This window comes from Paenibacillus sp. S-12, from assembly GCF_030363895.1.
Classification (GTDB): Bacteria; Bacillota; Bacilli; order Paenibacillales; family Paenibacillaceae; genus Paenibacillus_B; species Paenibacillus_B alvei.
This window is the reverse complement of record NZ_JASIUF010000023.1, coordinates 29,464-49,850: the sequence shown is the minus strand read 5'-3', so window position 1 is coordinate 49,850 and position 20,387 is coordinate 29,464. Positions and strand designations below refer to the sequence as shown.

Here is a 20,387-nt window from a genome sequence, read left to right as displayed (position 1 = left end):
CCTTGCATATTTTTAAACGAATGACAGTTTACAACGATTCTCTATATTATTGATTGCGATTGTAAATGAGACGCAGCCCTTCAAGCGTAAGCAACGGATTCGTAGTGTCGATCGTGCGTGATTCACTTGCAATCAGATCTGCCAGACCGCCCGTAGCTACCACCTTAGGTTGTGCCCCTAATTCCTGACTTATGCGATCGACGATTCCATCAACCTGACCAGCATAACCAAAGATAATGCCTGCTTGCATGGAATGAACTGTATTGCGGCCGATAACAGACTTCGGCTTCGTCAGCTCAATGCGGGGCAGCTTCGCCGCACGTTGGTAGAGCGCTTCCGTCGAGATACCAATCCCCGGCACAATAGCACCACCCAAATAATTGCCTTGCACATCAATGACATCAAATGTCGTTGCCGTCCCGAAATCCACAACAACAAGCGGCATCTCGCCGCCATACTGCTCAATGGCTGCTACCGCATTCACGATGCGATCGGCCCCTACCTCACGCGGATTCTCATAACGAATGTTCAAACCAGTTTTCACACCCGGACCAACGATAAGCGGTGTCTTGTATAAGTATGTTTCACACAATAATTCCATCGTAGACATAATTGGTGGAACGACAGACGATATAATAACCCCGTCGATATCCTTAACAGAAAGTCCTGCAAGTGAAAATAAGTTATGGATCATGACGCCATATTCATCAGCCGTGGCTTGGCGATTCGTTGACAGCCTCCAAAAATGCTGCAGCGTCTCCTGTTGATATACACCTAGAACAATATTTGTATTTCCTACATCGATAACGAGAATCACAGTTCTATCCCTCTTTCTTCGCATTCAAGTCAAGATTGATGTCGACCGTTATAAATATGGAAACGCTTGTAACGGAAATGACATCGACATCGATCAACGCTTTGCCGCGAACGGTAGAGCGCGAACTCGCCCGCTGCTTCAATCTTGATGTCTTCCTAATACGCAACTAGCAGGAATATGGATCCCTGCATGACGCATCATCAACGGTGACAACGTTGTACGATGACAGGTTATAATCGCACGACCTATAGAAACATCATAATTTCCATCAGGTACAAGCTCCCACACTCAAGTGAAAATTCTATCATGCCATGCGACGCGGCACGCCTTTGTCAACTGTATGCATGAGTTCCTTCTTAGTGTAGTCATTAACACTTAATTTACACAACGCCTATGGCTGTGTCAATTCACAATCGGGACGGCCCCCTATATTTCCACGATCATAAAAAAAGAGTGCACGCTAAGGTGCACTCTTCACAATCGCTGAATCGGCGAATGAGGGCTAATCTATTGGTTATTGTTCTTGTTATCATCTGTGCTGTCTTTCGTTTCTGTGTTCGCATCTGACTGCTCGGAAGGAGCATCTGGACGTTCAACGCTTGACGTCTCATTGCTGCGGAAATCCTCTGGCGAAGCTCCGTTCGGGATATCGCCTTCCGGCTTAGCTCCAACTGTGGAGTCCCATTGCGAAGGGCCAAGCTTCTCCGGCTTGCCAACGAGGTTCACCTTCACATCACCAGTCGTTTCGATGATCGGCGTTGTGAAAGAAGTTTCAGCTGATCCCGTTGTGTTGCCAGAGTCGTCGCTATCCGATTTCGCTCCCGTAATATGGCCATTTTCAATCAATTGCTTGATTTGATCAAGCTCAAGTGTTTCCAATTCCAGCAACGTATTCGCAATAAGGTTCACTTCACGAGTATGCTTCGTGAGCAATGTTTTTGCACGCTCGTAGCACTCATTGATGATCCGCTGCATTTCTTGATCAATCTCATAAGCAATCGCATCAGAGTAGTTCTGTTCGTGTCCAAGATCACGACCGAGGAACACTTCGCCTTGGCGATTACCGAACTGCATTGGGCCAAGCTTGTCGCTCATGCCGTATTCCATAATCATACTGCGTACAATGCGAGTTGCTTGCTGGAAGTCGCTATATGCGCCTGTACCGATTTCGCCGATGAACAATTCCTCAGCTACACGGCCGCCTAACAAGCCGGTAATTCTGTCAAGAAGCTCTTGCTTCGTTGTAAGCATGCGATCTTCCTTCGGAAGCATAATGACGTATCCGCCTGCGCGTCCACGAGGAATAATTGTAACCTTATGCACCATATCTGCATGTTCCAAGAAGTATCCGATAATGGTATGACCGGCTTCGTGGAACGCGACAATTCGTTTTTCACGTTCGCTGATCATGCGGCTGCGCTTCTCTGTACCTACGATAACACGGTCGATCGCTTCGTCCACATCTGTCATCGTAATGTCTTTATGGTTCTTGCGAGCTGCAAGCAATGCCGCTTCATTCAGCAAATTCTCCAAGTCGGCACCCGTAAAGCCTGTTGTCCGCTTAGCAATTGTATTCAACTTCACGTCCTTGTTCAGCGGCTTGTTGCGTGCATGAACCTTCAACACAGCTTCCCGTCCCTTCAAGTCAGGGCGATCCACTGTAATTTGACGGTCGAAACGACCTGGACGGAGCAATGCTGGATCAAGAATATCTGGTCGGTTCGTTGCAGCTACAATGATAATTCCTTCATTGGCACCGAAACCGTCCATCTCAACGAGCAATTGGTTAAGAGTCTGTTCCCGCTCATCATGGCCACCGCCGAGACCGGCGCCGCGTTGACGACCGACAGCATCAATTTCATCAATAAAAATAATACAAGGAGCATTTTTCTTCGCATTTTCGAACAGGTCACGCACACGGGATGCGCCGACACCGACAAACATTTCAACGAAGTCGGAACCTGAAATGCTAAAGAATGGAACTCCTGCCTCACCTGCTACTGCGCGAGCAAGCAATGTTTTACCTGTACCCGGAGGGCCATTCAACAGAACACCCTTCGGAATACGTGCGCCAAGAGCAGCAAATTTGCGCGGATCCTTAAGGAATTCGACAACCTCGACCAATTCCTGCTTCTCTTCATCCGCCCCTGCTACATCTTCGAAGGTAACACGCTTCTTCTCTTCGTTATACAAGCGAGCGCGACTTTTGCCGAAATTCATAACCTTGCCGCCGCCACCTTGAGCCTGATTAAAGAAGAAGAAGAACAGGATGAACATAATGACAAATGGAATGAAGGAAGTAAGAACAGTTAGCCAGAGACTTTGCTCCTCCATCTTCTTCCAAGTCAGCTTTAAGGAATCTTGAGCCGTATCGGCCTTCATAATCTCCTCAATAGCTGGTGAACTATCTGGAATATAAGTTACAAACTGCTGAGATTTCTGTCCATCTGGAATTTTCTTATATTTACCGATGACCAAATATGCTCGACCTTCATATTGAATCGTCATTTCGTCTATATTGTTGGCCGCTAGCTCTTTGCGAAACTGGTCATATCTCGGGGTTTCCGTGGTTTCTCCGCCGTTACCAATAAATTGGACAATGCCGACCACGACTAGAAAAAGAATCAGATAAAAACCAGAGTTCTTAAAAAAGCGATTCATCCCCAACCTCCTCTCAAAGACACGAAGTTATTGTATCATAGCACGTATTGCCATCACAACTTGACCATCCAAGCGATGAGAGTGAATGATTTTACACCTCGTCGGAATAAATCTCACGCTTCAATACGCCAATGTATGGTAGGTTGCGGTACTTCTCGGCAAAATCAAGTCCGTACCCAACGATAAACTCATCCGGCAGGACGAATCCTTTGTAGTCTGCTTCCATATTAGTGGTGCGTCGTGCAGGCTTATCGAACAGAGTAACTACACGGATCGAGTTCGCCTTACGACCCTGAAGTACCTCAATAAGGTAACTAAGTGTCAGCCCTGTATCAATAATATCCTCTACAATGAGGACATCGCGCCCTTCAACCGATACATCCAAGTCTTTCAAAATACGTACCACACCCGACGACTTCGTCGATGCCCCATAACTGGATACAGCCATGAAATCCAATTCCAATGGTACTGTAACATTTTTGACCAAATCGGCCATAAAGATGAACGCGCCTTTGAGCACGCAAATAACGAGCGGACATTTACCCGCATAATCGCGGCTAATCTGTTCACCCAGTTCCTTTACTCTTGCTTGAAGCTGCTCCTCACTAAATACTACCTTCTCAATGTCGTTCTGCAATGATGGGCCCTCCTATTGTGAATACTCAATCTTATGTGAACGTTATTCGTTCCATGCGGCATGCCAATGACCGGCAATGTCTTCGTTACCTCATGGATGGACAGATCGCTCATGGGCTCCGCCCTCCAGTGCAAAATGAATGACCGCCTGTGTAGAAGACTGCACGTATGCCGCATTAGAACGCCGTACCCCAGGTATCCACACAACGTGTCCGTTCGCGTCCGCAACAAGAGGAATCGTGTCGCGCAATGACGGCGCGATTTTCAAGTCAACGAACATATCTTGCACCTTTTTGCTGCCATTTAGTCCTTGTATCCGCATCCGATCTCCCGGCTGCCGAGTACGAACAACAAGCGGCCAGCACAGCTCATCCGCATCAAAAGAAGCTTCCCAAGCCTGTCCGTGATGATGTTGGCCCACAGAAATTTCTTCCATGGATCCGGAATTGCCGCAGCCCTTCAGTTCTTCTGAAGTCAGCCATCGTAACGTGCTGTTGTTGTCCGGTAAGAACAATTGCCCCATTGCATCGGTTCTATGTATCGTAAAGCTAGCCTTACAGTCTGCACCTTCTTTATGTTCATGGTGTATCCGAAGCCATAGCAAACGCCCATATTCACGCGCAAATACAATGTCCTGAGCAACATCCACCCTCCACGTAGTCGAACACTCGCCTGCTGCTCTCACTCTTGCTGAGTCAACGGCTTCAAAATCAATCTGATCCGAACCTCGTGTAAGATAATTTAATATTAGTTTAATCAACCTGCGTTGTAAAGCTACATGTAGTCCAAGAAAGGTGTTCCGATCAAGAATATATCCTGTCTGCACATGCGGGATAAAAGGAGCTGAATTGCTATCAACGGATTTATCACCGTTTACCGCCTTTACGTGGCGTTGAAACAGCTTTCGTGTCTCGTATTCCATATAATCGTCCTCATCACGTAGCGCGTCTGCCATTCTGCACATGGCCTCAACAAGTTTAGGGTTCTCCTCCTCTAGCTGAGGGATAATATCTAGCCTCATCCGATTGCGAAAATAACTACGTTTGGCATTACTGCTATCTGTCACGTAAGATATTCCCCGCTCGTCACACCGTTGCAGCACTTCCGCTTTGCGCAGATCGAGTAATGGCCGAATATAATGCAGCCCATCCTCCTCGCGGCTCCATGCCATTCCCGCCAATCCTGTGATGCCCGTTCCTCGGATCATACGCATGAGCACTGTTTCGGCTTGATCATCCGCATGGTGAGCAAGAGCTATATGGGTGGCCGCATAGCGATGTGCAATCTGGATAAGAAACTCGTATCGCAACTGTCGCGCTGCCGCTTGTGGATTGAGCCCTTCCCGTTTCGATAGACCAGGCGCATCAACACGAATCATCTCAAATGGTAAGCCCAGTTTTACGGTTTCCTGCTCCACGAACTCGGCCTCTTCGTCCGATTCCTGACCGCGAAAGCCATGATGCACGTGGGCAACAATAAGCTTGCCTGGTTTGCAGTCGCTGCGTTCATCCAGTGCAGTCAATGCATGAAGAAGCAGCATCGAATCCGGCCCACCGGATACAGCTACTACAATTACAGCACCTTGGCTCCACAACTTTTTCCTGCACCACTCAATTTCCCGCTGTGCGATCCATTTGTGCCAAGCATCAAATGGTCCACCACCTGTTGATTGTCCTGCTGTCATCATTCATCCCCGACTCCCGTCATAGCCTTCCTGCCTGCATCACTCTGACCTATTTCCGAGTGAAAGCAGTATCGTTTCCTTCTTAATTCATTATGTATGATGGTACCAAATGTTTGAAGTCTGGCAAAAAGACACTATTTCTATCCCACATGCTCTAGTGAGTTTGTTATTTTGCATTCTCTACTAAGACGATTGGAACTATTTGCTGTCCTTTTGAACACTTCTTAATAAGTAAGTATGTAAGTATAACTACGTTGTGTCGACGGATAAGATGCATATGATTGTTACCATGGGACCACAATTTAGAAATTCCATTATTCGAAGCTGCTCGTCCACCAAACGATACTAATCGTAAACAAAATAACGGATACGGCAAAAAACCACTTCATCCATAGTGGTGTAGGCCGGTGTGGCCTCATCCCCGATCGATGCAAGCGGCGACTTATATCATTCCACATTCGGCATGCTTCTTCTGAGCTTGCAAATGTCCCCTTAATTGCATGAATGAGCCATGGCTCATATAGCCGCAAAACAGGATGGGCGTGTATTATATCCAATAACTCCTTTGCTTCCCGCATTTGCGGCAGCGCTTTCTTCATGCGTTCACGAAGCCCCTTGCCTCCGAGCACATGAATCGTCAGTATCGCAAAAGAAAACAGATCATAGCCGTCATCAGCCGTCCGCGAGCCTGCATGCCAATACCCACGATCGTACATCTCCGTAAATTGTTTTACACTCTTCCCCTTGCCAGTCAGCCCCCCATAGTCAACAAGCTCTACTTCACCACCGTTTCCAACGATCACATTCTCAGCCTTCAGATCGCCGAATACCCATCCATGACGATGTACATTATGCAGCTTCGCCAGAAGCTTTCCTCCCACAATACCATACCACTTAGGCCCCTTCTTTCGAATATAAGCGGTAATGCTCTCACCGGGAACATAGCGCATCACATAAAAGGAAATACGTTCCCCATTCACATCTGCATCATCTACATCGACCAGGAAGGGTCGATTGTCTTGTCGATCTGACATTCGGGAGAGCGTTTTACGCTGCTTTTCGAGGCTGCCAAGCGCATTTACCTCCGATTGAAGGTCAACGGCATTGGCGCTAATTTTTAACGCAAAGGTTCCAACCGCCCCCCCATGTCTGTCGTCAGAAGCCGATAACATCGTCACTAGATAGACAACTCCATTGGCACCGCGTCCAAGCAGACGTTCAATACGATAGACACGATGATTCCATACACCTTGCATCATCATGCCTGCTCGCAGCTGATGGCGAAGCTCCCTCTTATGGGATGCTGTATTGAGTTGTCGCCTTACTTTAAACGATGTAGTCACTCCATATCCCGTCCATTTCCATTCGTTCATGATGATCCACAGTCACTGTTTCCGCTTTCTGAGCTGCAGAGCGAGGTACCGTTCGGTAATAATCCACGACTTGTAGCAAAGCAGGACCTGTTGGCGTCGTCCCACGCATATTCAGCCGCTGGAACAACTTTTTCGCACGAGAAATCTCATCAGTCCACTCCAAATCCTGAACAGCTTCCTTTCCCCCATATGGGCCCGGAAAATGAAAAACGGATAGCTCGCTCTTGCCGCTTCTTGCTTGCAGGCTGAGCATTAAATCCCGTATCGCCTCCTCCACTGCGACCAGTTTCGGCTTCATGCTTGCACTAGCATCAATAAGCAGTGCAACCTTAAGTGGCGTCTGTTCCGTCATCTCGTCCATGACACGAACAACTTCAGAGCGCTTTTCTAGAGGGAGAGCCTGTACGCCTTCCTCCGCAGTATCACCCAATATAAGCTTCAATTCCTTGTTCACAGCTTGCTGGATCGTCTGTACAACGGTCTTGCGCGTCATCATCTGAATCGTCTGAGACAGCTCATGCGATTGCACAATGCGGCTAACCCCGCCGCCTGCACTAGCAATCTCCTCAATCTCGCAAGCCCCCAATTGTCCAATCGTACCATAATCTATAATGCCTACTACATTAACCGTTATCCCGTTGTCCCTTGCCTCCGCGGCGGCAATGGCGGGCTGAATCCCTACATTGGAGCATCCGTCCGTAATGAGAAGAATTTGCTTCATCATACTTCTTTCATCCCCCTATGGTCACTATGAATCTAGTTCTAGTGTTCCCCATGATAGGAGAGTTTAACCATAGTATGATGTAATTGCTTCATCCATAAAAATCATAGAAGAAAATTACAAAATCAGCAACCTCCTTCTATTTCAGTTTCTTTCTTCCGACCCTTCAACCTGTATGTGTAAATTTAAGCAGTCCTGTTGTCCGCAGTCCACGAATCAACTCACCGGCATCGGCCGTTCGACCTGATCACTCCCGCTCCAATGCAAAGTAGCCCATTGCGGTTGATGTCTCGTTACACGCGTGACAACAACGGTCATATCATCATCAATTCGTCCGCCCGAGTGCCGGATCACCGTCTCAAGCAGAAGATCAGCAACTTCCTGTGGATCGTCCGTCTCCAATTCCTGTATAAGCCGCTTCATCCACAATTCCTTATTTACAGCAGGCCCGGATGCATCGAACACCCCGTCAGTCATCATCACCACAATATCTCCAGGCGATAGAGAGGTGTCAACCAGTTCGATATCAATATCCTGTAATATACCTATCGGCAAATTATTCGATGAAACTAAGTGAACCTCATCCCCTCTCTTAATGAAGCTTGGTGTCGAGCCACTCTTTATGAGCATCGTCTTTGCCGAGAAAAGATCAATAATGGCTAAATCAAGAGTGGCATATACTTCATCCGGTGATCGCAGAGCCAGCACTGAGTTGACAGACTTGATGGCCAACTGCTCGTCAATTCCTGCCTGCAGAAGCTGTGCGAGCAGATGAAGCGCCGTGCTGCTTTCTAAGCGAGCCCGCTCTCCATTTCCCATGCCATCACTTAAGGCAACCGCGAATTTGCCGCTTCCAAGCTCAAGCGCACTGAAGCTATCCCCTGACAGCATTCCCCCTCCTTTAGCGGTGCCCGCCATACCTGTATCCACCTCGAAGGCTTTGGCCGTGACGAAGGTGACCGTGCCTTGACCTTCCGCACCGGTTATAGCTTCGTCACGTACCGCTATGTGCTCGCCTAATATATCAGACAGCAGCGGTGCGATCAGCTTCCTGCACTCATCATATCCTTCTGTAAAAGAATGCACCATCTCTATCTCTACGCGTCCAGGATCCAATGAAATGATATCGACACGATGTACCGATAGTCCGAGATCCTCAACGGCCTGCCTGATTTGCTCCTCCTGCATGAATAACTCTCGGCTTTCGCGTTGGATCTCCTTTGCCAAGTCCTCCATAACTTGCGATACTCCTAATAGCTGTTCCGCTACAAAATGTCGGCTGTCCTGCAACTGCTTGTGCAGATGCTCCTCATGAATATGCCGGATATGCTGATCGCGCAACACCGTCAGCATTTGATGCGCCCTTAGGCAATGATTCTTCCAGGAATGGGGAAGCTGCTTATCCTTCCAGGCGAACTCCGGATTCTCCCCTACCTTTACGAGCATTTGCTTCATCATAGTCATTGTCTGCACAGATTTTCGTCCCCAGCATGCTTGCCTTCGCGGACATGCCCCACAGGTTACAACGGTTGCAGCCTCAATGACCCCTTTCGATACCTCTTCTTCACTTGGCGGCATATCACTGGCAGCAGTAGGTGCTGCCTGCTTAAAGCTGTGTGACAGCTGATCGAATACCTTCGAGAACTGCTGTACTCGTTCTGCTGTCATGTCACGCATTCTCTTCGCATACTCATGCTGCGAATTCGTATGCTCTGTCGTTCCTGGGACATACTTTGCCAATGTGCGGCATATTGATTTTGGAGTAAGGAGAAATAGTGCTGCTGCTGCTATCGTTTCCCATGTCGACACCATTACCTGCTCAGGCGGGCCAATATAGACGGACAATATGGCAGTTCCCAGCAGCATGCCGAAGGCCACCGCCCATCGCTTGCCTTCTCGAAGCAGTCCTGCCAATAGACCAGAGAAGGCCAATACGCTCATCTGCGATAAGGAGCTCGGCTCTGCGAGACCAAGTATAAGGCCTAGCACAACGCCTACTGAAGCTCCAAGCGGCGCCCCTCCAACAAGGGCAAATAAGAGCACAAAATAGCGTGATAGGATATGGTCAAGCTGCATCCCTTGTACAGTCCAGCCGACAGCACCTGTCATCATAGATGCAAGTAAAATCATCAAACATATCATTTCATCAACTCGGAGCGTATAATTGCGCTTGCTCATCGTCAGTACAGGCAGGGCTTGTACAAATACGAGCGTTAAGACGAGGCCAAGTGTTGCATCTGTAACATCCATCGCTAGGGCATACCAGGTAAGGGAATTGGACATAAAGGTAACAAACAGCTTCACAATCAGGCTTGACGAAAATACCATCAATGGAGCCACATTCATATCCGAACGCTTATCATAAGCCTTCCATCCGCGATACATGAGCACAATGAGCAGCAGTTGCATTCCCATCATCAGCGTGATCTGAGCGGGAGCGAACAGGCTCCCCGCGAGCAGGGCAGTTCCTACCCATGTAGCCAGCTCTCGGCGCGAAAAATAGACAACAGCGAAAAAGGCAGCCGCAAACGGAAATAATTCATTCAAAATCATGGCCCGTCCTAACAAGAATCCGATCAGGACGAACATAATTGTCCATTTGCGCGTGCCCAACATGCGGTGGAATCGATCAAGCCGCCACTTGCTCGGAGTATCCATCCAGCCTGCACCCTCATCCTTGATTTCCTGCCAGCCTCTCTTGGGAAATGGAATGATCTTCGTCTTACTCATCATTTGGCACCACCTATTCTATGAATTGTGTGCCTCCCATTATAGAAAAGGTCTCAGAAATAGTTTGTCATAAAAAGGAAATGTGCCAAAAAAACTTTCCGACAACCGTCGCAAGTGTAACCAATGCAGGATATATACGGCGCAACAAGGGTTTTGGCGATTTTTACTTCGGCGGCTTCCAAGTGGAGATGTCATATTTTTGCCGCTTACCCGCAAGGGTCGACCTCCATTTGACAATAAAGCATACGGAAAGGCGTAAGAACCTGTCGTACAGGCAGTGCGGCACGACAAAAAAAGTTTTGCTGGCGCTTGCGTGGCAAGGAAACGGTGATCCCGTCATATTGTGGCGTCTTCATTTTCCCGAACAACGCAAAAAAACCGCAAAACCGGTTGCCCGGCTTGCGGCTTTATTTTCGTTGTCATCTTGGACGATTACATGCGGCGTGCTCCACGGCCTCCGCGCTTAGATTCCGTATTCTTCTTCAAAGAAGAAATGCGTTCTTCACTATCCTTAAGGAAGCGCGACATCTTATCCTCAAAAGAAGCGAAACTAGGCGACTTGCGTCCCCCTCGATCCCGGTTCCCGTGTCCATACCTGCTATTGCCCCCGTCTCTTCCTGGAGGACGGTCCGGACGAGGTCCTCTTGGAGGTCTCTGCTCCGATGCAGGTTTATCGACTGCTTGCTTAATAGACAAGCCGATCTTGCCGTCCTTGTCGACGTTAATAACTTTGACCGTGACGACATCGTCAATCTTCAAATGGTCATTCACGTCCTTGACATAGTTATCGGCAATTTCAGAGATGTGAACCAGTCCCGTGACACCTCCCGACAGATCAACGAACGCTCCAAAATGCGTAATCCCTGTCACCTTGCCTTCTAACTTGGTGCCCACTTCAATTGTCATAGAATAAAATGTTCCTCCCTTAAAATGTTAAACGGAACATTGCTCAAAAAGCAAAAAAGCAATGCTTATGTCGTGATTATACTGTAATGGCGCAACATTGGTCAACCGACGGTTGTCCTGATTTTACGCTCTATTCATCGTGTTTGCGGATGAGGAGTTCGTCCGGAAGCACCATACCTCGGCTTCGCGCCAATTGCAGTATGTATTCCGTTGTATTGAGCCTATCCACTTCTTGGCGGAGCTCATTGCGAACCTGTTCAACCTCGCTCTTCTCCTTCTCACGTGCCACCAAATCCGAGCGAAGTTCCTCCATCGTGTTCAATTGACTGAAGTACGTATATGTGCCCCACCCTATAAACAACGCCATGAAGATCAGCCATAAGCGCAATCTGCGCTTGGCTCCCGCTATTTTGTTATCTTGATTGCGGATTGGAGTATGTCTTCGGGATTTAGACACCGACATACGTGCACCCCCTTGTATCAGTAGATCACGATACACCTTACCCGTTAGCGCTTACGTCTAAACAGGTCAAGGAACCGCCTCATCTGGCGACATACGCCAATGGGCCACGCGGAAATGCGCTTGCCGGCTGATATCATCCCACGCCAAGTGCTCTTGCACCGTTCCGTCATTCCGAATCGGTTCCATAGCGGCATGACAAGCGGCTTGAATAACCATGCGATGAGCATCCAGAGCGGTCGTAAACATTGTAGCACAATTTTGAGAAGGAACATAGCAGACGATATGAAAAAAAATGTAAGTGCTTTTCCCCCTGTCAAAATCGCCTTCAGCGGCAGGACAACAAGCACATGCACACATCGCATGGCAAAACGCCACACTGCCTTTAGCGCCGTAACCAGCCATTTCACAATAGCTACAGTGATGCGACTAAGAAAGACGGCATACAGCCATGCTCCTGCAGCTAAGCCAAGCACTACATAAAACCTTAATTCTCCCTGATTGCCCTTAACGAGCATTTGGAACACGAATACAGTCGCAGCTAACCAATACAGCAGGTCAAATACCGGCAGCGTCCACCGTGGAAACTTGAATTGGCCTGCGACGACGCGATAGCTGTCGAACACCAGACCAAGCGCAAGTCCGCTCATCAGCATGAGCATTACGGTCATCCATTGGGTATGCAGGTTCACTTGAACAGCTTACCAAAAAAGCCTTTTGACTTGTCCTGTGCATTCGCATCCAAATAGGTCAGGGAGTTGACCATACCTTCAATGGCAACCAAGCCTTGTTCAAGGCTCAAATTTTTAATATGCAAATTGTGGCCGCGAATTGTCAAGAAGCCGCATTCCGTATCAAGCAGGAACTCCTCACTATCGAAGCTCTCTACCTTGCTCACTCCGCTAATTTCGAGGAGCTTGCGGTTCATCATTTTCACTTCTTGACGCTTGGCCGCTTGCTTATTGAAATCAACCATAGCATGTACCCCTCCTTCTCAACACTAGCATATGAAGGGGATTGCAGATTAGAACTGCAAAAATAGCAAAGAGAGAGAATCATTGAATCATACGATAGAACGATTACTCTCTCTTCCATTGCCTGCATGCCGTGATCTTTCCAGGCTATGAACAAATGCCTATTGCCTAGCGATTATCGACTTTCTCTGGATACATATCATGATTCATCAAGCGATGAGCGGCCATCTCCACATATTTCGTGCCTGGCTGACCGTAATTGCAGTACGGGTCGATTGAAATGCCACCGCGCGGCGTAAACTTACCCCATACCTCAATGTATCTTGGATCAAGCAGCTTGATTAGGTCGTTCATAATGATATTTACACAATCTTCATGGAAATCCCCATGGTTGCGGAAGCTAAACAGGTAGAGCTTGAGTGATTTGCTCTCTACACATTTTACACCTGGAATATAGCTGATGTAGATAGTCGCAAAGTCCGGTTGTCCGGTTATCGGACAAAGACTCGTAAATTCCGGGCAATTGAATTTGACGAAATAATCCCGGTTCGGGTGCTTATTGTCGAATGATTCCAAAATATCTGGAGCGTAATCTGACGGATACTCCGTTTTTACTCCAAGCTGGGTTAAGTTCAATTCTGCTTCGTTTCTTCCTGCCATCGTTATCAGTTCTCCTTCTCTATCATGATCCTTATGAAGGGCTCTACCGTATTTCTAAGCCGCTAGTCTGTCCTGTGCAGATATGTGCCGTTGCTATACGCCGCGCTTGTTGCCCCATACTAAGGTGTGCAGTTGAGGCAGCACCCGTGTTCGATTTAGACGCGGTTCCAATGCCACTTGATCGATCAGCCATTCATATCGGCGAAGCAGCTTCTGTATAAGCTCCTGATCATCATTATTGTGAACATCTTCATTCCCAGTCTGCATGACAAAAGGAATCTCGGGGTAACGTTCATGGACGGCAATCGCATATCGCATGTCCTCTTCATTGAACACAACGACTTTCAAGCATAAGCCCTTACGCACAGAACGGTTCCACAGCTTCTCAGCAATTTCGTCCAAGCGCACAAAATCTGTATCCATTCCTGAGCTTGGCGGCTTCGGCGACAATGTAACATCGTCGATATCCAAGAGCCAGTTTTGCCAGCGCGAGCCTTGCGTCTCCACAGCCGTGCGGACTCCGCGCTTACTCAGTCGCTCAACCAGCTCGCCTATGCCTCCCAGCAGAGCTGGGTTGCCGCCAGATATCGTTACATGGGCATACCGGCCTTCAGCCAGTCGATCCAGTTCGGCGATTACTTCGTCAGCCGCCATCTGTTGGATGTCATCCTTGGCAGAACCATCCCAGGTGAAGGCGGAGTCGCACCAGGAGCAGCGGTAATCGCAGCCTCCTGTACGGACGAACATGGTCTTCTGCCCGACGAGGAGGCCCTCTCCCTGCACGGTAGGGCCAAATATTTCAAGGACGGGTATCGTCATTGCTCTATCCACTCCCGTCTTGCTTCCGCATAACTGGTTGGCGTCTCGTAAAGCCTCACAAATTCTACTCTTCCCCCTTCGCAGCGTTCTGCGTAAGGCTCAGCTTGTAAGGCAGCTTTCATTTGCTCATAGAGCCACACAACCATATTCTCTGCCGTCGTATTCATCGTTGGAAGTGTTTCATTCAAGTACCGGTGATCGAGAAAAGGCTCGATTCTATCCTTCCAAATTTCTTTTATATCTCCAAAGTCGAGCGCCAGCCCGATCTCATTTACAAATCCGCTTACTCCAAAAACAACTCTGTACGTGTGGCCGTGGAGGTTTTTACATTTGCCCTCGTAAGCATGCAAATGATGAGCAGCATCGAAGGTAAATTCTTTGCTTACAAGTACCCGGTGACGGTGATACCGCAGCGACTCCTGTGAAATGTCGGCTCCCAGTACTTGCAGCCTATCGACAATATGAAAGGGCCCTGGGGTACTCATCAGCTTATTCCTCCTTCTTGCTCGCGATCAGCCAAGTAGCGTTCCAATCCAGCCTGACGCAGCTTACAAGACGGACACTCTCCGCAGCCATCTCCCGGAAGCCCATTGTAGCAGGTTACCGTCTCTGTGCGAACGAAGTCGAAGGCTCCGAGCTGGTCAGCAAGCCGCCATGTATCTGCCTTGTCCAGCCACATAAGCGGGGTATGCAGCACAAATCCATAGTCCATCGCCAGATTAAGAGTTACATTGAGTGATTTGACGAATACGTCGCGGCAGTCCGGATAACCGCTGAAGTCCGTTTCGCAAACCCCTGTAACAATGTGGCGCGCGCCAATCTGCTTCGCATAGACAGCAGCGAAGGAAAAGAACAATAGGTTGCGGCCTTCAACAAAGGTGCTCGGAAGTTCGCCCTCTTCCTGTTCAATCGCGATGTCATCTCGCGTCAAAGCATTTGGAGCCAACTGATTGAGTAAGGACATATCAAGAATGCGGTGCGGCACTCCCAGCTTGCCGGCAATAGCCTTCGCATGCTCCAACTCCGACTTATGACGCTGACCATAGTCAAAGGTGATCGTTTCCACTTCCTCAAATCGCTGCAGCGCCCAAAATAAACAGGTCGTACTGTCCTGACCGCCGCTAAAAACAACGACTGCCTTGCCTTGCTTTCGTTCTGATTGGGCATGTCTGCGATTAGAAGCATCCCAATGACGCCCGTCAGCTGATGCTGCTTGGTTGTTGTTCATCTGTTCCTGATCTTTCTTCATGATTTTCATCCTTTCCTGTCCCCTCACAACCAGTGAATGGTTCTCCTAAGACAGAAGGCCTGTACTCCTCAGTTTCACGTAAAATCAGCGACTGCCAATCCACGGCTTCTGTAAGTACAAAAAAAGACAGCACTAAGGAAAGATAGCCCTGTAGAATGCTGTCAGCCTTAGTTTTTTATAGAGGGAGATTGCGAACCTCTCCCGTACCGTTTAGGCACGGAATGTTATGATGTTGAATCCCGTTGGGACGGGATTGCTTATCCCATTATAGCGCGTATCTCTCCACCATGACAGCTTTACACAAGATTACCCATAATGCTCCATGAATGGATAGAACGGATTTGAGTCGATATCATCGTGCAGATCTGTCGAATGCCCCGTGAAAATAAAAAGAAGCGGCTCCGTCCTTATAGACGGATTACCGCTTCCTTGCTAATTGGAATGCGCATTTCTATCGCAATGGACTGGCTGTTACCAGTTCAATCCGTTGTCTCTCGGAATTGCTTCTTCCTTCAGCAGCGTATACATACCCGCCGCCTCTTCCTTCTTCGTCGTCTCTTGGAGACGCTCTACGCGGACGGTGACGAGTTTCTGTCCGAATTGAACCGTAATCTCGTCGCCGACCTTCACTGTCGTGCTCGGCTTCGCTTCACGGCCATTCAGTTCAACACGCCCCTGCTCGGACACATCCTTCGCGACAGTACGTCGCTTGATGAGCCGCGATACCTTCAGGAACTTGTCTAAACGCATTATTTTACAGCTTCTTTAAGCTTGTTGCCCGCTTTGAATGCAGGAACTGTAGATTCAGGAATCTCGATTGTGTTTCCTGTTTGTGGGTTACGACCTGTGCGGCCAGCGCGTTTGCGTGTTTCGAATGTACCGAAGCCGATCAATTGAACTTTGTCGCCTTTAGACAATGCGTCTGTTACTTCACCGAAGAAGCCGTTCAATACGGATTCAACGTCCTTCTTAGTCAAACCGCTTTTTGTGGAAATGTTGTTGATCAAATCTGTTTTGTTCATGTGTATTGTCCTCCCAGTCCTCTTTTTCATAGTTGAAATGAATAATGGTCTACAGGCGCTTGCCCGAGCCTTGGAATGTTGATGCTTGTATGTATTCTTGCTCCATCACAAAATTCCTTCTCGGGTGCGGCATTTTTTCATATTTTGACGAAAAATAGAGAGCAGTAGTCCGCCATCACCCGGAGCTTTACGGCTCTAAGCGCTTCGCTTCCTGCCACCATTGCTCCATTTCTAGTAAATCAGTTTGGTCAAAAGATTTACCCTTTATACGAAGTTGTTCTTCGATGTATTGAAATCGGCGTACAAATTTACGGTTCGTGTGAGTCAACGACTCCTCCGGATCGGCCGCAATGAACCGAGATACATTCACAACTGCGAATAATAGATCGCCGAGCTCCTCGCGCGCATGATCCAGCTGTTCCATTTTCTCTGCATCATCTTGATTCGATCCCGCATCTCGTATCGCCTCTCGCAATTCTTGCAATTCTTCAGCCACTTTGTCAAGTACATCGTTGGCATTATCCCAGTCAAATCCGACTTTAGCCGCCTTTTTTTGCAGCTTATAGGCCTTCATCAATGCCGGCAAATCACGCGGGACACCGTCCAGCACAGAAGGTCTTGCGTCAGCAATTCCCTTTTTCTGCTGTTCTTCGGCCTTCATTTGCTCCCACGTGCCAAGTGCGGATTCAGCATCCTCCGCATGCTGATTTCCAAAAACATGCGGGTGGCGGAATATCAATTTTTCATTCAACGACTGGATCACATCATACACGGTGAATGTTCCGACTTCTTCCTCCATTTGAGAATGAAGCATAATTTGCAGCAGCAGATCACCAAGCTCCTCCTGCATCGCTGTCGGATCATCGTCATCGATCGTTTCGAGCACCTCATAGGTTTCCTCGATTAGATTTTTGCGTATCGATTCATGCGTCTGCTCTTGATCCCAGGGACATCCTCCCGGGCTTCGCAGGATCGACACAATTTCATGCAGGCGACCGAATGTGCGCTTGCGCACCTCGTCGCTGTCGGAGCGTGGAACCCAAATTAACGACAGATTCCCGTAGCCCTCTAAGCGATCCAACTCATAAAGCGGAACGCGCTGTATGCGCTCCATGCCTTCTATACCGAGCGCATGGCCCACAACAACCTCGTAATCCTCAGGATATACTTCCATCAGGCCCAGCTTCACATCAGATGCTGTAAACGTATCATACACTTGCCCGATCACGGTGTGCAACCTTGGATTCAAGCCATCTGCCTGCAGTCCCGCCGCATCAAGCAGTTGGAAGCCCTCAATCGGATCAAAGCCGAAGCGAAGGAACGCTTGATCCAGGAAGCTTTCTCCACCAATAATGCGCAGTTCGATGCCCTGTTCTGCACTTTGCTCCCGCAGCAAGCGAACCGTAGATTCAGCCACCATCGGATGTCCAGGAACCGCGTATACAATCGAATCTTGCGGGCTGGTTGTGGCCGTTTCCATCAACTGGCGTACAATTTCTTCATACACCGATGGGAAATCATCTTGCATTTCATATACGGAATCGAATGAGCGGTATGCGACGTCATTCTGTTGCAAATAAGCGATTACCGGATGATCGGCTGTGCGCACGTACAGATACTTGGCCTCCCGCAATACGTTCCATACGGCCAGCGTCAATTGACTTTCATCGCCGGATCCGAGCCCGACGACAGTAATGGTTCCAGGCATGAGTGAATCTCCCTTCGATTGTTGCATTACTGTGTATTATTCCCCATACTTCTGCTCACAGAATCATGTGCGGGGCGAGAATCGCGCTGCGATCGAAGCAAGCTTCGATCCGATGCGCGGCAGCTGAGCCAGCTCCTGCGGCCTGACAGCGCCCAATACAATGGCAAGTAGGGCGAATATAGCCGCGCCAAGCGGCACGCCTATGGCTATGGCAAGCACAGCCGCTAAGCGGCCAGAAGCGCCAAGCCATGTCGGAACGGCTGCGGCTAGGCTCACGCCTGCAGCCATGCCGCCGAGCGCCAGCGCAAGGCGCGCGCTGCGAGCGCCCCAAGCGGCAAAGTGCACGCCGCTGGCAGCAGCGAGCGCGTGCGCATTCATGGCTGCGGCCAGCCCGAGCGAGGCCGCAGCAGAGATGGCTGCCCCGGCAATGCCGTAGGCCGGGATCAGCCATATATTAAGCGCCGCCTTCGCAATTGCGGCGCACACGAGGTGCAGGGCCGGGGCACGCACCGCACCCATGCCCTGTAGCAGCGCAGCTGACACGGCATGGAATACGCCGCTGACTGCCGTAGACGCAACCAGCACGAACGTCAGCATTCCCGCGCTGTCCGTGTACAAAGCCACATTGAGCGGCCCTGCTAAGGCAACGAGCCCTATGGTGGCTGCCAGTCCAAGCACCCACGACCAGCGCAGTGCCGTCTCGATCATTGGTGCTATTCCAACTGTACCCTCTTTACGCATGACTGATGCAACTGTCGGAACGACGCCCACAGCCAGCGAGCTAGCAACCATTGTGACTAGCTGCACAAGTGGATACGCCCGGCTGTACACACCGAACTGAGCAAGAGCCTCCGCCTCATTCCATCCCTGATGCAACAGAAAGCGAGGTACAGTGAATACGTCTACTACATTTACGGCAGGCAGCACAATAGCCCCTAGACAAATCGGGAGCGCCGTCCAGGTCAGCCGGCGAATCCAGCCCCATATCGCCCTTGCCTGCTGCCGTACTCCCAATGGTACCTGTCTCCGTTTCAGATACCGCCCTCCCCGCTTCTCGCGTCTGCGGAAGAGCATCATGGATAACAAACCGCATACGCCGCCTGCGAACGAACCGAAGGTAGCGCCGGCAGCGATCGTCTCGTCTGCAGCACCCAGACGTGAATAATACAGCAAGAGCCCTATCATGACAGCAACGCGTCCCGTCTGTTCCACAACCTGCGATACAGCCGTTGAGGTCATCCGTCCCCTGCCTTGATCATAGCCGCGCAGGGCTGCAGCAAGCGGCATAACGAGCAGCGCATAGGCAGAACTTTGAATCGCCGCTTCTGTATGCTGGTTGCCAATCCAAGCCGCAATCTGTTCGGCACCATTCAGCATGGCAAAAAAAACAGCAACCCCGGTTACAGTCATGAGGAGTCCTGACGCCAGCAGTACTTGCTCAGAACCTATCTCATCTCCTGCTGCCTCGCATTCGGCCACAAGTCGTGCCACCGCGACCGGTATCCCGGCACTTGCAATAGCAACAAGTAGGACATAGAACGGATACACCGCATTATATATGCCGAATACACCGTCTCCCCCGATATTTTGCAGCGGAATTTTTTGCAGTGTTCCGATCACCTTCGACACTATTGTCGCCATGCCTAACAATAAGGCACCGGACATAACTTGCCCCGCTACCCGGGGGGGTCGTTTATTCAAGCTTCATCCCGCCCATCTCTAACATTCGTATCGTATTATAGCATAATCGGACAGGCTAATTCCCCCTACCCTATTAGCTCCGTACATACGGGCACAGCGGATCAGCACTGGAAGCAGCACATTTAACTGTATAACGTATCAACTAGCCTGAGCGAAGAAAACACGGATAGCTGTTCATTGTTCTAATTCTGCCAGGACATCAGAATGCAGGAAAAGCAGCAAGAACTCATAGCACAAAAAAGCCCCCTGTATCGTTCAGGCTGCGC

The 20,387-nt window shown here is 49.3% G+C and carries 20 protein-coding genes and 1 riboswitch; all 20 genes read right to left on the bottom strand.

The window, feature by feature from the left end; all coding sequences use genetic code 11:
• Window positions 1–46 precede the first annotated feature (46 nt).
• Complete coding sequence (locus NO352_RS22155; protein WP_005545574.1) at window positions 47–817, bottom strand: type III pantothenate kinase; 771 nt, start codon at window positions 815–817, stop codon at window positions 47–49.
• Between the two features lie 4 nt (window positions 818–821).
• Window positions 822–959, bottom strand: coding sequence for a hypothetical protein (locus tag NO352_RS22150; RefSeq protein WP_157266715.1), 138 nt, complete (start codon window positions 957–959; stop codon window positions 822–824).
• Window positions 960–1,324: 365 nt separating this feature from the next.
• Window positions 1,325–3,478 carry an ATP-dependent zinc metalloprotease FtsH gene (gene ftsH, locus NO352_RS22145; protein WP_289356780.1) on the bottom strand — a complete coding sequence of 718 codons (2,154 nt, stop codon included), beginning with the start codon at window positions 3,476–3,478 and terminating at the stop codon, window positions 1,325–1,327.
• A gap of 91 nt (window positions 3,479–3,569) precedes the next feature.
• Window positions 3,570–4,115 (bottom strand): hypoxanthine phosphoribosyltransferase, encoded by a 546-nt coding sequence (gene hpt / locus NO352_RS22140; RefSeq protein WP_005545570.1) that lies wholly within the window; start codon window positions 4,113–4,115, stop codon window positions 3,570–3,572.
• A 90-nt stretch (window positions 4,116–4,205) separates the two neighbouring features.
• Window positions 4,206–5,801 (bottom strand): tRNA lysidine(34) synthetase TilS, encoded by a 1,596-nt coding sequence (tilS, locus tag NO352_RS22135; protein WP_289356779.1) that lies wholly within the window; start codon window positions 5,799–5,801, stop codon window positions 4,206–4,208.
• A 311-nt stretch (window positions 5,802–6,112) separates the two neighbouring features.
• Window positions 6,113–7,171 carry a protein kinase domain-containing protein gene (locus NO352_RS22130; RefSeq protein WP_262866521.1) on the bottom strand — a complete coding sequence of 353 codons (1,059 nt, stop codon included), beginning with the start codon at window positions 7,169–7,171 and terminating at the stop codon, window positions 6,113–6,115.
• Entirely contained in the window at window positions 7,125–7,892 is a 768-nt protein-coding gene (locus NO352_RS22125) for a vWA domain-containing protein (protein WP_289356786.1), read from the bottom strand. The genes NO352_RS22130 and NO352_RS22125 overlap by 47 nt, the downstream gene beginning before the upstream one ends.
• Before the next feature lie 216 nt (window positions 7,893–8,108).
• Entirely contained in the window at window positions 8,109–10,622 is a 2,514-nt protein-coding gene (gene spoIIE, locus NO352_RS22120) for a stage II sporulation protein E (protein WP_289356785.1), read from the bottom strand.
• A 432-nt stretch (window positions 10,623–11,054) separates the two neighbouring features.
• Window positions 11,055–11,528: a S1 domain-containing RNA-binding protein gene (locus NO352_RS22115; RefSeq protein WP_005545561.1), complete on the bottom strand. Its 474-nt coding sequence runs from the start codon at window positions 11,526–11,528 to the stop codon at window positions 11,055–11,057.
• A 130-nt stretch (window positions 11,529–11,658) separates the two neighbouring features.
• Window positions 11,659–11,991: an FtsB family cell division protein gene (locus NO352_RS22110; RefSeq protein WP_005545559.1), complete on the bottom strand. Its 333-nt coding sequence runs from the start codon at window positions 11,989–11,991 to the stop codon at window positions 11,659–11,661.
• 44 nt (window positions 11,992–12,035) lie between these two features.
• The gene (gene yabQ / locus NO352_RS22105; RefSeq protein WP_262866520.1) at window positions 12,036–12,680 is read right to left on the bottom strand and encodes a spore cortex biosynthesis protein YabQ; all 645 of its coding nucleotides are present in this window, start codon (window positions 12,678–12,680) and stop codon (window positions 12,036–12,038) included.
• Window positions 12,677–12,964 carry a sporulation protein YabP gene (gene yabP / locus NO352_RS22100; RefSeq protein WP_005545555.1) on the bottom strand — a complete coding sequence of 96 codons (288 nt, stop codon included), beginning with the start codon at window positions 12,962–12,964 and terminating at the stop codon, window positions 12,677–12,679. The genes yabQ and yabP overlap by 4 nt, the downstream gene beginning before the upstream one ends.
• Before the next feature lie 166 nt (window positions 12,965–13,130).
• Window positions 13,131–13,622 (bottom strand): preQ(1) synthase, encoded by a 492-nt coding sequence (gene queF, locus NO352_RS22095; RefSeq protein WP_005545552.1) that lies wholly within the window; start codon window positions 13,620–13,622, stop codon window positions 13,131–13,133.
• A gap of 93 nt (window positions 13,623–13,715) precedes the next feature.
• Window positions 13,716–14,441 (bottom strand): 7-carboxy-7-deazaguanine synthase QueE, encoded by a 726-nt coding sequence (gene queE / locus NO352_RS22090; protein ID WP_289356778.1) that lies wholly within the window; start codon window positions 14,439–14,441, stop codon window positions 13,716–13,718.
• On the bottom strand, window positions 14,438–14,926 hold the full coding sequence (gene queD, locus NO352_RS22085) for a 6-carboxytetrahydropterin synthase QueD (RefSeq protein WP_289356777.1): 489 nt from the start codon (window positions 14,924–14,926) through the stop codon (window positions 14,438–14,440). The genes queE and queD overlap by 4 nt, the downstream gene beginning before the upstream one ends.
• On the bottom strand, window positions 14,926–15,690 hold the full coding sequence (queC, locus tag NO352_RS22080; protein ID WP_005545549.1) for a 7-cyano-7-deazaguanine synthase QueC: 765 nt from the start codon (window positions 15,688–15,690) through the stop codon (window positions 14,926–14,928). Before queC ends, queD begins: the two co-directional genes overlap by 1 nt.
• A gap of 161 nt (window positions 15,691–15,851) precedes the next feature.
• Window positions 15,852–15,895, bottom strand: a riboswitch (PreQ1 riboswitch).
• A gap of 266 nt (window positions 15,896–16,161) precedes the next feature.
• Complete coding sequence (locus NO352_RS22075) at window positions 16,162–16,440, bottom strand: RNA-binding S4 domain-containing protein (protein WP_005545548.1); 279 nt, start codon at window positions 16,438–16,440, stop codon at window positions 16,162–16,164.
• Entirely contained in the window at window positions 16,440–16,712 is a 273-nt protein-coding gene (locus NO352_RS22070) for an HU family DNA-binding protein (protein WP_005545547.1), read from the bottom strand. Before NO352_RS22070 ends, NO352_RS22075 begins: the two co-directional genes overlap by 1 nt.
• A gap of 187 nt (window positions 16,713–16,899) precedes the next feature.
• Window positions 16,900–18,420 (bottom strand): bifunctional methyltransferase/pyrophosphohydrolase YabN, encoded by a 1,521-nt coding sequence (gene yabN, locus NO352_RS22065; protein WP_268621201.1) that lies wholly within the window; start codon window positions 18,418–18,420, stop codon window positions 16,900–16,902.
• A gap of 63 nt (window positions 18,421–18,483) precedes the next feature.
• Window positions 18,484–20,121 (bottom strand): putative polysaccharide biosynthesis protein, encoded by a 1,638-nt coding sequence (locus tag NO352_RS22060; protein ID WP_289356776.1) that lies wholly within the window; start codon window positions 20,119–20,121, stop codon window positions 18,484–18,486.
• Window positions 20,122–20,387 lie beyond the last annotated feature (266 nt).